Source organism: Paenibacillus melissococcoides (assembly GCA_944800085.1).
Taxonomy (GTDB): domain Bacteria; phylum Bacillota; class Bacilli; order Paenibacillales; family Paenibacillaceae; genus Paenibacillus_B; species Paenibacillus_B melissococcoides.
The window spans coordinates 67,247-80,348 of record CALYLO010000008.1; the positions used below are offsets into that span (position 1 = coordinate 67,247).

16 protein-coding genes are annotated in these 13,102 nt (G+C 53.0%); 15 read left to right on the forward strand and 1 reads right to left on the reverse strand.

From position 1 onward, the window contains the following. The first annotated feature begins 4 nt into the window (after positions 1 to 4). The 15 genes from eutC to OCY70_RS25205 all read left to right on the forward strand — a co-directional run bounded on the left by eutC (position 5) and on the right by OCY70_RS25205 (position 12,636). Positions 5 to 979, forward strand: a complete 975-nt coding sequence (eutC, locus tag OCY70_RS25135; protein WP_213430029.1) for an ethanolamine ammonia-lyase subunit EutC — start codon at positions 5 to 7, stop codon at positions 977 to 979. Positions 980 to 1,014: 35 nt separating this feature from the next. Then, positions 1,015 to 1,668, forward strand: a complete 654-nt coding sequence (gene eutL, locus OCY70_RS25140) for an ethanolamine utilization microcompartment protein EutL (RefSeq protein WP_213430028.1) — start codon at positions 1,015 to 1,017, stop codon at positions 1,666 to 1,668. An 11-nt stretch (positions 1,669 to 1,679) separates the two neighbouring features. Further along, positions 1,680 to 2,354 (forward strand): BMC domain-containing protein, encoded by a 675-nt coding sequence (locus tag OCY70_RS35855; RefSeq protein WP_213430027.1) that lies wholly within the window; start codon positions 1,680 to 1,682, stop codon positions 2,352 to 2,354. A gap of 29 nt (positions 2,355 to 2,383) precedes the next feature. After that, positions 2,384 to 3,850, forward strand: coding sequence for an acetaldehyde dehydrogenase (acetylating) (locus OCY70_RS25150; RefSeq protein ID WP_213430026.1), 1,467 nt, complete (start codon positions 2,384 to 2,386; stop codon positions 3,848 to 3,850). Positions 3,851 to 3,985: 135 nt separating this feature from the next. Further along, complete coding sequence (gene pduA / locus OCY70_RS25155; protein WP_006676866.1) at positions 3,986 to 4,273, forward strand: propanediol utilization microcompartment protein PduA; 288 nt, start codon at positions 3,986 to 3,988, stop codon at positions 4,271 to 4,273. A 145-nt stretch (positions 4,274 to 4,418) separates the two neighbouring features. Continuing rightward, positions 4,419 to 5,216 (forward strand): cobalamin adenosyltransferase, encoded by a 798-nt coding sequence (locus tag OCY70_RS25160; protein ID WP_213430025.1) that lies wholly within the window; start codon positions 4,419 to 4,421, stop codon positions 5,214 to 5,216. Positions 5,217 to 5,226: 10 nt separating this feature from the next. Continuing rightward, positions 5,227 to 5,862: an ethanolamine utilization phosphate acetyltransferase EutD gene (gene eutD / locus OCY70_RS25165; RefSeq protein ID WP_006676868.1), complete on the forward strand. Its 636-nt coding sequence runs from the start codon at positions 5,227 to 5,229 to the stop codon at positions 5,860 to 5,862. Positions 5,863 to 5,886: 24 nt separating this feature from the next. Continuing rightward, entirely contained in the window at positions 5,887 to 6,588 is a 702-nt protein-coding gene (locus OCY70_RS25170; protein WP_213430024.1) for an ethanolamine utilization protein, read from the forward strand. 16 nt (positions 6,589 to 6,604) lie between these two features. Continuing rightward, a complete protein-coding gene (locus OCY70_RS25175; RefSeq protein ID WP_213430023.1) occupies positions 6,605 to 6,883 on the forward strand; it encodes a EutN/CcmL family microcompartment protein in 279 nt (92 codons plus the stop codon). Further along, positions 6,876 to 7,421 carry a BMC domain-containing protein gene (locus OCY70_RS25180; RefSeq protein WP_213430022.1) on the forward strand — a complete coding sequence of 182 codons (546 nt, stop codon included), beginning with the start codon at positions 6,876 to 6,878 and terminating at the stop codon, positions 7,419 to 7,421. The genes OCY70_RS25175 and OCY70_RS25180 overlap by 8 nt, the downstream gene beginning before the upstream one ends. 121 nt (positions 7,422 to 7,542) lie before the next feature. Continuing rightward, the gene (eutH, locus tag OCY70_RS25185; protein WP_213430021.1) at positions 7,543 to 8,652 is read left to right on the forward strand and encodes an ethanolamine utilization protein EutH; all 1,110 of its coding nucleotides are present in this window, start codon (positions 7,543 to 7,545) and stop codon (positions 8,650 to 8,652) included. Positions 8,653 to 9,223: 571 nt separating this feature from the next. Further along, positions 9,224 to 9,469 (forward strand): hypothetical protein, encoded by a 246-nt coding sequence (locus OCY70_RS25190; RefSeq protein WP_213430020.1) that lies wholly within the window; start codon positions 9,224 to 9,226, stop codon positions 9,467 to 9,469. Then, positions 9,462 to 10,523, forward strand: a complete 1,062-nt coding sequence (locus tag OCY70_RS25195) for a hypothetical protein (RefSeq protein ID WP_261945277.1) — start codon at positions 9,462 to 9,464, stop codon at positions 10,521 to 10,523. Before OCY70_RS25190 ends, OCY70_RS25195 begins: the two co-directional genes overlap by 8 nt. A gap of 47 nt (positions 10,524 to 10,570) precedes the next feature. Continuing rightward, positions 10,571 to 10,903 carry a hypothetical protein gene (locus OCY70_RS25200; RefSeq protein WP_249725458.1) on the forward strand — a complete coding sequence of 111 codons (333 nt, stop codon included), beginning with the start codon at positions 10,571 to 10,573 and terminating at the stop codon, positions 10,901 to 10,903. A 251-nt stretch (positions 10,904 to 11,154) separates the two neighbouring features. Then, positions 11,155 to 12,636: an IS5 family transposase gene (locus OCY70_RS25205; RefSeq protein WP_261945236.1), complete on the forward strand. Its 1,482-nt coding sequence runs from the start codon at positions 11,155 to 11,157 to the stop codon at positions 12,634 to 12,636. Positions 12,637 to 12,792: 156 nt separating this feature from the next. Here the strand turns inward: OCY70_RS25205 and OCY70_RS25210 are convergent, their stop codons facing one another. After that, positions 12,793 to 13,026, reverse strand: a complete 234-nt coding sequence (locus OCY70_RS25210) for a helix-turn-helix domain-containing protein (protein ID WP_213431461.1) — start codon at positions 13,024 to 13,026, stop codon at positions 12,793 to 12,795. Between the last annotated feature and the right edge of the window lie 76 nt (positions 13,027 to 13,102).

A 13,102-nucleotide genomic window follows, 5' to 3' on the forward strand; every position in this document is an offset into this window, starting at 1 on the left:
TCTCATGAATGAAAAAGACCTGAAATCGATGATTGAATCGATTCTGAACGAGATGGTAGGCAACCTGCCGCAGGAAGCCGCCAAGCCGGCCCAAGCCGAGGCGCCTGCCCCGCAGGCGGCCGAGCCCGCATCTGCCCCGCAGACGGCGGTGTCCGAGACGGCTCCGGCCGCGGCCATGCAGATGGCGCTGCCTGAGGAAGAGCAAGAGGACAGCGGCGAATGTCTGGACGATATTACGGAGATCGACCTGCGCAAGCAGCTGCTCGTTCCCGAACCAGCCGATCGCGAAGGCTACATGAAGATGAAGGAAAAGACGCCGGCCCGCCTCGGCGTATGGCGTGCGGGTCCGCGCTACAAAACCATTACGACGCTGCGGTTCCGCGCTGACCACGCCGCCGCTCAGGATGCCGTATTCTCTTACGTGTCCGAGGATTTCGTGAAGGAAATGAATCTGGTGGCGATCGAGACGATGTGCCGGGACAAGGATGAATACATTACCCGGCCGGATCTGGGGCGCCAGTTCTCCGCAGAGACGATTGAATATATTAAGCAGCACACGGCCAAGGGCGCCAAGGTGCAGATTATGGTTGGCGATGGACTGAGCTCGGCCGCGATCGAAGCCAATCTGCGCGACATCGTGCCGGCGATCACCCAAGGTCTCAAGATGTATGGCATTGAGACCGGCAATATTTTGTTCGTCAAGCACTGCCGCGTGCCATCGATGGATGTCATCGGCGACGTCACCGAGGCTGACGTGGTCTGCCTCCTGGTCGGGGAGCGTCCGGGTCTCGTTACGGCGGAATCGATGAGCGCCTACATTGCCTATAAGCCGACGGCCGGCATGCCGGAAGCGCGGCGCACGGTGATTTCCAACATCCACTCGGGCGGAACGCCTGCGGTTGAAGCGGGCGCGCATATCGCCGAATTGATTAAGACGATGATTGACCGCAAAGCGTCGGGGATTGATTTGAAACTGTAGAGGTTGTTCAAATAAGTATTCGCAAGGAGGCTCGTATGAGAAACGATCCGATTCATGCCAAGGTGTTAGGCGTCAAGCTGATTCCCAATGTAAGTCCGGATCTGGCTGGCACGCTGGAGCTGAAGCCGCATCATAAAAGCCTGGGGATCCTTACCGCCGACATTGACGATGTCACCTATACCGCCCTGGACGAAGCGACCAAAGCGGCTGCCGTCGATGTCGTCTATGCGCGAAGCATGTACGCCGGTTCGGCCAATGCTTCGACGAAGCTGGCGGGCGAGGTCATCGGGATATTGGCCGGCCCCAGCCCGGAGGAAGTGCGCAGCGGCTTGAACGCCGCCGTTGATTATATCGAGAACGGCGCTCATTTCGTCAGCGCCAATGAGGATGACAGCATCACGTATTTCGCCCATTGCGTCTCCCGTACAGGAAGCTATTTGTCCCAGACCGCCAACATCAAGGAAGGGGAAGCGCTGGCGTATCTCATCGCCCCTCCGCTGGAAGCGATGTATGCGATCGATGCGGCGCTGAAGGCCGCTGATGTAACGATGGCCGCCTTCTTCGGCCCTCCTTCCGAGACCAACTTCGCCGGCGCCTTGCTGACGGGCAGCCAGTCTGCCTGCAAGGCGGCATGCGACGCGTTCGCGGACGCTGTCCAGTTCGTCGCGGACAACCCGGCGAGCTATTAAGGTAGCGGCCCATGAGACATAACGCGTTAGGGTTGGTGGAAGTCAGAGGCTATCTGGGAGCCATCGCCGCGGCGGATGCCGCCTTGAAAGCGGCGAGCGTCACCTGCATCGGCGCGGAGATCGTCAAGGGCGGATTGGTGACGGTCAAGCTGAGCGGCGACGTCGGCGCCGTGCAGGCTGCCGTGGAAGCGGGAGCCGAGGCGGCGAAGCAGTTAAATGTGCTGCTGACAAGGCATGTCATTGCGCGTCTGCATGAGGAGACGGCCGCCATGGTGGCGGGTCCGGAGGACGCAGACGCCAATCAGCCGCAGGCTGCCGCCGAGGAGGCAGCCCCCGCCGGAGACGAAGCGCCGGCGGGCGAGGAAGCCGCGGCAACGTCTTCAGCCGCGGAGGAAGCAGCGGAAGCGCCTGCGGCTGAGGCTAAGGCTGAGGCGAGCGCCGCAGCGCCGGCAGGGGAGAGCGCAGCGGCAAGCAAGGCGGAAGCCGCGGTCCAACCGGATTCCGGCCGGACCGACAGCGTATCTGCGCCTGCCGCCAAGGCCGAAGCGCCTGCGCCGGCTGCCGATATGAAGGCAAGCGGGCCAAGCGCGCAGCCAAGCCGAACCGATGCGCACACGCCGCGCAAAGATACGGCCGCCGCGCCGGCAGCGAAACGAGCGAAGAAAACGAAAAAAGCCACCTCGTAACAAAAAAGTAATGGAGAGAAGGAGTATTGATGGAAACATTGGATAAAGACCTAAGATCCATTCAAGAAGTCCGCAATCTGATCAAAAAAGCCAAAGAGGCCCAAGCCCAACTGGCCACGATGTCGCAGGAGCAAATCGACGCGATTGTCAAAGCGATCGCCGATGCGGGCTATCAGAACCGCGAGAAGCTGGCGAAGATGGCCAATGAAGAAACGGGCTTCGGCCGTTGGCAGGACAAGATCATCAAGAACGCATTCGCTTCGAAGCAAGTGTATGATTCGATTAAGGATATGAAGACGGTTGGCGTCCTGAAGGATGACAAAGCCCACAAGGTGATGGAGGTGGCCGTGCCTGTCGGCGTCATGGCCGGCCTGATTCCATCCACCAACCCGACATCGACCGTCATCTATAAAGCGCTCATCGCGCTGAAAGCCGGAAACAGCATCGTCTTCTCCCCGCATCCGAACGCGCTCAAGTGTATTCTGGAGACGGTGAAGATTATTAGCGAAGCGGCCGTGAAGGCAGGCTGTCCGGAAGGCGCGATTGCGGCCATGACCGTTCCGACGATCCAAGGAACCGATCAATTGATGAAGCATGACGATGTATCCTTGATTCTCGCTACCGGCGGAACCGCCATGGTCAAAGCGGCTTACTCGTCCGGAACTCCAGCGATCGGCGTCGGCCCGGGCAACGGCCCTGCCTTTATCGAGAAGAGCGCGAACATTCCGCTTGCGGTCAAGCGCATCATGGACTCCAAAACATTCGACAACGGCACCATCTGCGCCTCGGAGCAATCCGTCGTCGTCGAAGCCTGCAGCAAGGATGCGGTTATCGCCGAATTCAAGAAGCAGGGCGCTTATTTCCTCTCCGCGGAGGAAGCCGCGCAGCTTGGCAAATTCATTATGCGGGCCAATGGCACGATGAACCCGCAAATCGTCGGCCGCAGCGTAGAGCATATCGCGAAGCTGGCGAACCTGGATATTCCGGCGGGCACGCGCGTGCTGATTGCCGAAGAGACTCGCGTCGGCCGCAACGTTCCGTATTCGCGCGAGAAGCTGGCCCCAATCCTGGCGTTCTACACGGAAGATGGCTGGGAAGCGGCGTGCGAGCGCTGCATCGAGATTTTGAACGGGGAAGGCGCCGGGCATACGATGGTCATTCATTCCGAGAATGAAGAGATTGTCCGGGAGTTCGCTCTGAAGAAGCCGGTATCCCGCTTGCTGGTCAATACGCCGGGCACGCTTGGGGGCATCGGCGCGACAACGGCGATTGCGCCTGCGCTTACGCTCGGCTGCGGGGCCGTCGGCGGAAGCTCGACATCCGACAACATCAGTCCGCTCAACCTGCTCAACATCCGCCGAGTCGCTTACGGGCTTCGAGAAATCGAAGACCTGGCCGAGAAGCCTGCGGCGCAGACCGAAGCGGCAAGCATCGATCTTGGCGATAAAGAGCAGTTGATTAATATGATCGTCAAACGCATCCTGGCAGAAATGTAATTCGAGTGGCAGTTCAAAAAGACGCTTTTGATCACGTTGTGATACAGAAAGCAGCTCGGCATCGAATCTTTAAGTTAACCTGGTTTTTCACAACATTTCATATAAATTAAACAACTCATTAGGAGGAATTTAATCATGGCAAACGCAAACGCATTGGGAATGGTAGAAACAAAAGGTCTGGTAGGCGCAATCGAAGCAGCGGACGCAATGGTCAAAGCGGCTAACGTTACTTTGATCGGCAAAGAGCAAATCGGCGCAGGTCTAGTAACCGTCATGGTTCGCGGCGACGTAGGCGCCGTCAAGGCGGCAACGGACGCAGGCGCGGCTGCGGCAGAGCGCGTGGGCGAATTGCTGTCCGTGCACGTTATCCCAAGACCGCACACGGAAGTGGATGCTATCCTTCCTAAGACAAAAGCGGAATAATAACCGACTCCGGACAAGCCTGACGGGTAAGAGGGAGCGGAGATGCGGCATCCGCCGCATCTCCCTCCCCGCCTGCCGGCTCATCGCCAGCGGCGCGGATTCCCGCGTGTAACCAAAGATGCACGCAATAAAAGGATGTGAAAACATGGCTGTGATTACGGAAAGCGAGCTGCGCAAGCACTTTCGGAATCAGAATCTGAAAGAGGTTGCCGTATATGAGGCTCCGGCGGGCACGATTCTGACCCCTTCCGCCAAAAGCTTTTTGAGCGATCATCAGATTGAGCTTCGTTATGTGGGAGCCCCCGCTGCAGACAGCCCGGCGCCCAAGAAGGAAGTCAAGCTTCAAATCACCAAAAACTTGGACACTCAGCAAGAACCGGCCGAAGGAAAAAAACGTTTCCGCACGCTGTACGGCGGTTTTCTGGAGACGAAGCCCGAGCATATGACCCATTTATATGGAAATATGCTTGTTTTTAAAGATCATCCCCGGATTCTATTCCGCGGCAAGCTGGATTCATTGGAAACCAAAATTTTAGAAGCGCAAATCAGCTGCTCGAAGCTGAACATGACCAAGCTGGTCGACGATTTGGAAGAGATTTTACAGTTCGTGCGAAAGATCGTGCGCTGTGAAGTGTTGAACGAAAGCATCGAGGAATTTCATTTGCTTGGGATGACACCGAAGGAATTGCGCGAGCAGTCCCATTTTCCCAAGAAATACTTTGGATTGGAACATTTTCAACCCAGCTATGATATGGGCGAAGCGGTTGTTGTCATAAATGCGTTGCGCACATTGACGAGGGAGACGGAGCTGCTGGCTTACCAAGCCTTCAAAACGGAGCACGGAGGCGCCGAGCGCGAAGACATCATTCGGACGCTGAACCGGCTGTCTTCATTGTTCTGGATCATCATGTTCCGAATCCGCGTAGGACAGTACAATTCTTGAGGTGAGAATGGTGGATAATCAACTGGTAGAAAGCATCGTGAATGAAGTGGTCAAGCGGGTGCGGGATGAAGCCTGCATCGAAATCGAAGCATCCGGCAAGCACGTGCACTTGAACCGGGAAGCGATTGATGCGTTGTTCGGCCCAGGCTATCAACTGACGAAGGCGAAGGATCTGTCCCAGCCGGGACAATACGCATGCAAAGAGCGCGTCACGCTGATCGGGCCGAAGGGCGCCCTGCACAACGTCGTCGTGCTCGGGCCGGAACGCAAGGAATCGCAGGTGGAGGTCTCCCAGACGGACGCCGTCGTGCTTGGCATCCCTGTTCCCGTCAGAGAGAGCGGCAAGCTGGAAGGAACTCCGGGCATCGTCATCGCTTCGGGCAGCAACATGATCCGGCTGGAGCGGGGCTTGATCGCCGCGCAGCGCCATATTCACGTGAAGGCGGAAGATGCAGCTAAGTATAACGTGGAGAACGGCGAAATCGTGCAGGTGAAAGTGTACGGCAAGCGTCCGCTTATTTTTGACGACGTGCTGGTGCGGGTGAGCCCGAACTATGAAACGTACATGCATATCGACTATGATGAGGCGAATGCATGCGGCTTTGTGAAAGGCACGAAGGGCAAGATTTTGAAAAAGACCAACTAGGACTAGGTCTAGGAGTGTGAAATTATGAACATGGAAGCTCCGGATCGGGCAGCGTTGATTGAAGCGGTTGCGGCCGAAGTATTGAAAAGGCTGCGGCAGGCCGCCGAAGCCGAGACAGCCGCGTCCAGGAAGCAGGCGGTTCTGCTGGCTGCGGAGCCGGCTCCGGGACTGGAGAGCGTCCTCCAACCGCATTATGACGTGCGTTATTACGACGAGTCGCTCCGGGACTGCGATCTGCTCCTCATTCCGAAGACATGCATCCAGCTGTTGTCCAACCTGGCCCATGGCATCAGCGCGGGCCCGCGCGAGCGGTTCGTGTTGACGATGCTGTTGAAGGGAAGGAAGGTTGTCTTGCTGGAGGACGGGCTGGCATACCGGAAATACAAGCCGACAGCGCCTGTCCTGCTGTACAAGCTGTACGACGGCATGGTGGACAAGCTTCGCGGCTGCGGCATCCGTGTGGTCAAGCAGTCGGAGCTGCCGGCGGCTTGTCTGGAAGACGGAGGGGCGGCGATTGTGCCTCAGGCGGGAGGCGAAGCCGCTTACTTGGAAGCTGATGCGCTTTCGCAACCGGAAGCGCTGCCCGGCAAAGTCATCACCGAAGCCGAGCTCAAAAAATGCCGTCTTCAGAACAAGACAGAAATCGTGATTGATCGGCGCGCGATTATTACGCCGCTGGCGCAGGATTACATGCGCACGCAGCAGATGCGTGTGCACAGAAGATAACGGGCGAGGTGAACCTATGATCGTGGGAAAAGTGGCGGGCAGCCTGTGGGCTACCCGTAAAGACAATAAGCTGAGCGGGCTGACCTTTCTGGTGGTCAAGCCGTTATCGGTGGACGGCGCGGCGGTTCAGCGCGACCATTTCGTCGCCGCGGACAACGCGGGAGCAGGCATCGGCGACACGGTGCTCGTGACGACGGGAAGCGCTGCCCGGACATCGATAGCCAATCCGGACGTGCCCGTTGACGCGGTCATCGTGGGCATCGTCGATTCGATCGAGGTGGCCCGCCATGAGTAGCGCGATTGGCGTGGTGGAGCTTCGCAGCATCAGCAAAGGATACGAAACGGCGGATCGCATGCTGAAGACCTCTCCCGTGGACATGCATCATCTGAAGCCGATTTGTCCAGGCAAGTTCCTCATCATTATGAGCGGCGATACCGCTGACGTACAGGCGGCGATGGATTCCGCGAAGGCGGAAGCGGGTGAATTCCGGATTAGCGATTTTATGCTGAACGGCGTTCATCCCGCTCTCGTGGACGGCTTGAAGAAGCGCTATTCTTCCCAACCCGTGGACGCCGTCGGAATTTTGGAGACGTCAACGGTCTCTTCCGGGATATATGCGTTCAATGAGGCGTTGAAGCAGTGCGATATTTATGTGAAAAGGATGAACCTCGGCATGGCGATTGGCGGCAAATTCCTCGCCGTGTTCACGGGAAGCGTGAGCGACGTGGAACAAGGGATGAAGGTGATCGCCTCCTCCATGGATGAAAAGCGGATTGTTCATTGCACCGTGCTTCGTTCCCCGAGCGAGGAAATCAAACAGCATTTCCGATAGGCAGTTCAAAAAGCCCGCTTTTGAGCATAAAAACCGCCTTTTTGAACCTTTCCGATATATAGTTCGATACGAACGCTAACACGCAATTCAACACGCACAATAAGAATGGAGGAGCACGTTCGTGGAGATTAACGAAATCATCATTTACGGCATGGTTATTTTCATGATTCTCGGCGCCATCGACAAGTGCATCGGTTACAAATTCGGGCTAGGCCATCAATTCGATGAAGGACTTATGGCCATGGGCTCGCTCACGCTGGCGATGGTCGGAATCATCTCGCTGTCTCCCGTGCTGGCCAAGCTGTTAAGCCCGATTGTCGTCCCGCTGTACAGCGCGCTGGGAGCAGACCCCGCGATGTTCGCGACGACGCTGCTGGCCAACGACATGGGCGGATTTTCATTGGCGCAGGAATTGGCGCAGACGCCGGAAGCCGGCTTGTTCGCCGGTACGATTCTCGGCGCCATGCTGGGGCCGACTATCGTATTCATCATTCCGGTTGCGCTGGGCATCATTAAGAAGGAAGACCACAAATATTTGGCTACCGGCGTCTTGGCCGGCATTGTCACGATCCCGATCGGCTGCTTGCTCGGGGGATTGGCGGCAGGTTTTCCGATTATGATGATTTTGTCCAACCTGGTGCCGATTCTGCTGTTCGCCCTGCTGATCGTGCTTGGCTTGTGGAAGTTCCCGCAAGGCATGATCAAAGGCTTCACCATTTTCGGACAGTTCATTGTTATCGTCGCGACGCTGGGGCTCGCGGCCGGCATTACGCAGCAGCTGACGGACATCACGATTATTCCCGGACTCGCGCCGATTGAGGAAGGAATCAAGATTGTCGGCGACATTTCGATTGTACTGGCCGGCGCCTTTGCGATGGTCTTTGTCATCACGAAGGTATTCAACAAGCCGCTGATGAAGCTGGGCAAAATGCTCGGCATGAACGAGATTGCGGCGGCGGGCATGGTTGCCACGCTCGCCAACGTCATCCCGATGTTCGGGATGATGAAGGACATGGATGCCCGGGGCAAGGTCATCAACGTAGCCTTTGCCGTGTCCGCGGCATTCGTATTCGGCGATCACCTCGGCTTCACGGCCGGGGTCGCCAAGGAAATGATCTTCCCGATGATCGTCGGGAAGCTGGTCGGCGGCATTACGGCCATTTTCGTAGCCGTATATTTGGCGAAGAAAATGGCGCCGGAACCGAACGACGGGCAGCAGGAGGCCGCATAAAGGCCGGCTTGCCTGGCAAGCCGCTGCTCGGTTGTGTAACGTTTTCTCTCAATACTGAGCTCTCATATATATATTTGATGCCTCGCAGGCCGATTGATCGGCTGCGGGGCTTTTTTTTGCATGGAAAATGAAAGGGAAATCCGCAGCAGTTGCAGTTCAACGCAAGCGGCCTGCTGCTCCGTCTCTTTTCGCATTGCAGCAATTTCGTGCCTCGAAACAATACTCATGAATATATAGGTCTGGGTACCTATTGGATGTTGGGGAAAATATGAAATAATTAAAATGACCAAAAATATAAAATGTTTACATATCGGAATGACTGCCAAGACTTGTTCATCACCTCATCGCTATCATAGAGCCAACTAGATCCCCATTTAACGCTAATTACAGCATGCCAAGAGACAACTGCTTATTTGCAAACTATGACCTTCCTGCATGAAGACAGAGCACAGCTTTCTTTCGACTGCCGGGCTTGATTTCGGATCCCGAGACGATTGCGCAGCAAGCAGCGCATCGAAGGTACGTACAGGTGTTTTTGTTTCACAACAATATTAAAAGGAGGAACTTTTGAATGAGTAGGAAATCGATAGTTGCTGTTTTCATGGCCATAACATTGCTTGCATCTGTTTTTGCGACCAGTGCATTTGCTGAAACTGTTGAGGTGGAAAACGGATTAGCCATAAGTTCAGCACAGCTTCTTCCGAAAAGTGATGTGATGAAGATCGTAGATATGAATCTGCAAGGATATTTAAGTACGGATATTCAGACACAAGGCAAGGCTCTTACGGCTTCTGAAGAATTTTATTCCGTTGTATGATTTGCAAAATAATATGTTTGCATATATGGTTCCTCTTTTGGAAAACGGAGAAGATATCGGGTACATGACAGTAGGAGCTATTGAAGATGGATATGCCACCTACAATATTTTCATTAAAGATAATATTATTTCCAACATTCTCAGCGAGCTGAATGCAACGAACGCTTCCGACGCAGGTTCCGCTCAGCTCGTATTTATACCGCCAATGCAGTATTTGATAAAAAGAGAAATGAATCAAAATGTGCAATATTTTGATATAACGAATATTAGGCAAATTCATGAAGTAACAAATATTATCGAGAAGAATCAATCCGCTATTCAAGATACTTATAAAAACATCAGAAATGAAGAAAATAGAGAACATATGATTAACTTGCAACAGGCAAGTCCGGGCAACTCGACGCTTGCAGCTAAAGAAGACGTCAGCTTATATTCGGAGCGGACATATGGAACTTTTGTACCGGTAGAGTTATCTAAGGGCCAGTATAGTTATGGAGGCAACCAGAATTGGTGGGATAGTGGCAGTAATCAAGCGGAACGGGGATGCGGCCCTGTTGCTGCTGCTAATATTACCAATTACTTAGCTAAAATGAAAGACCCCAAAAAGTATGGGAAATTATACAGCGGAAATACATGGTCATTGTCAGACTTTATGAAGCATATGAATACTTTATACGATTATATCAATCCGGGTATGTTTGGGGAAGTGTCCGTTAGCGACTTTGCTTCTAAAGTGGAACGTTATGCCCAGGATAAAGGCGTTTCCTTGAGCCGGGTTACGGATAACTCTTCTTTTACATTAGATAATACGGCAAATTATATTAAAGCGGGGTTGTCGATTGATTCTCCTGTGGCCACACTGAATACAAAAAAATGGTCGAATGATGAATATGAATGGCACTGGATGACGATAACCAAATATTACAGAGATCCTAATGACAACCGATGGATTGCCGTGTCCACTTGGGGGAAACGTCATAGTATTAATTACCGGGTTCATTTTGATGCAATGAAATACGGGTGGTGGCAAGGCGGATTGATGTACTTGGAATGACCACTTCTATGCCTTGAAGAGTTGCAATGATGAATGGATGTGGGGTTATGAGAAAGTGCTACTGGGTTTGTACACTCCTGGCGATTGTCCTGCTAGCCGGTTGTATGACTTATAAAAAGGTAACTTCACCGCTTGTGGATGAATTCCGGCAGCGCATGCTCGATCATTACAGCGGAATAGATCGTATGGAAGTCAGGTTTGCTCCAACGGAGCTGCAATTCGTATACACGATGAAGAAGCAATATCAGGAGACAGAGACGAAAGAAATATATCTGGACACGAGGAAGTTTGTTACAACACTTAGTGTGTTCAACGAAGTCATAGAAGGTCAATATTTTCAAACCTATAAATTCGCAAAAAAGGCAAAAGAGTACCCTTGAATCTCTATCAGCTTTGATGTCGATGGGGATAAAGTAAGTGATTATGCGTACCAATCGGACTATGATGAGAAAACAGGTTCTGGCTCAGAGCACGAAGCAGATGGGTATTCTACCTGGTATTACAATAATTAGGGTTTGCTGAACAATCATTTTTCTAAGGTTTTACAAGGATTTCTGGACTCTAACTCGAAATAAAATGCAAGGAAAATGCGAATTTCTTGAAAAAAATCGTGCACGTGGAGTGAGCCGACATGTATCGTAGAACCGAAAGCCAGCTTCAGTTGTTCGAAGATTTCTACTTGCCGTTTGGCGGTAAATTGAATAAGGAGAACCGTTGGGTTCAACTGGCCGCTATCATCCCGTGGTGGCGGGCAGAAGAATTCTACGCGAAGTCGTTCAAGAAATCAATGCGCGGTCAGATCCCTTTGTCTGTTCGTATGGCTTTGGGAGCGCTGTACATTCAGGAACGTATGCAGCTCGATGATCGAGAGACGGTCCAGCAGATCACCGAAAATCCGTACTACCAGTACTTTCTTGGGTTGCCGGCGTTCCAAGACAAGCCTCCGTTCCATCACTCGCTGTTGACCCATTTCCGCAAGCGATTGGGTGCGGATGTCATTGGACAAATCAACGATTGGATTTTGGAAGAGGACGCAGAGCGAAAGAAGCAGGAACAAAACAAGAGCGATCCTCAAGATCCTCCAGGCAGCGGCCATGGTTCTGATGGAACATCCGTTAATGAAGACGGCAAAAGCAAAGAGAAACCATGCAACAAAGGCACCTTGATGCTCGACGCGACCTGCGCACCGGCCGACATCTCCTATCCGACCGATTTGAAATTATTGAACGAGGCGCGGGAAAAACTCGAAGCGATCATCGATGTTCTGCACGAGCCTTTCGTCGGGAAGGCCAAGAAACCGAGAACGTATCGTCAAACTGCCCGCAAACGCTACCTCGAGATCGCCAAGAAACGGCGAACGGGTGCCAAATCCATCCGGAAAGCGGTTGGCAAACAGCTTCGTTATGTTTCGCGTAATCTTCGCATCATCGAAATGCTGGGAGCGAAAAGCAGCTTGAATCAACTGGGTTCGCAGCAGTATCGGCAATTGCTCGTCATTTCCGAGCTGTATCGTCAACAACAAGAGATGTACGACAAACGGACACACTCGGTGGAAGATCGAATCGTCAGTCTTTCCCAACCGCATGTACGGCCGATTGTACGCGGGAAAGTGAATGCTCCCGTCGAGTTTGGGGCAAAGCTGGCGATCAGTCTGGTGGACGGTTACGCTCGAATGGAGAAGCTGTCCTGGGATAACTTCAACGAAAGCATGACACTGAAAGCTTCCGTGGAGTCGTTCGTCCAGCGATATGGGTGTTATCCGGAAGCCATTCTAGCCGACCAAATCTACCGAAATCGGGAGAACCTTCGCTATTGTAAGGAGCACGGCATCCGTTTGAGTGGTCCAAACTTAGGGCGTCCGAAGAAAGAAGCGGAACCCGATCGGAACCAGGCCAGACAGGATGCTTCAATGCGTAACGCAATCGAAGGAAAATTCGGAGAAGGCAAACGCTCCTACGGACTGGGGCGTATTCGAGCACGCCTTCGAGAGACAAGCGAAACGGTCATTGCCCTGCAACTGCTTGTTATGAATCTCGAACGCAAGCTGCGCGTTCTCTTTTTGCCGATTTTCAGACTGCTGCTGAATCTGTGCCGTCAGCCTCTGTGGGCCTAAAAGGCAATATGTTCAGCAAGCCCTAATATAGCCCGAAATTCATCAAATTTTTTTTACGATGGGGGGCGTTTAATATTATGCTCTCGCCAGTTCCCCCTTCTAATATAATATAGTCCGAAATTCATGGAAAAATCGGTAGAGTGATACTTGAATAGGTCACTTTACAGATTTATCGGAAGGCTCATTATCATCAACTGAAACAATGAGTTGGTCAACAGTGATGTTCAACGCTTCGCAGATTTGCTCCAAGGTACGGATGTAAACCCTGTCCACGTTATCAGAGCAAAGATGGTTGATAGTCGCATGACGGATATTCATTAGCAGGGAGAGTTGTCGTTGGGACATTCCTCGCTCTTCAAGAATTTCTTTGAGTCTTATTTTAATTTTCATCGTTTCCCCACCCGAACTCATATTACTTTTAAACGTACTATAACATATTCTTGGCAAAATGGCATTGAACTATACG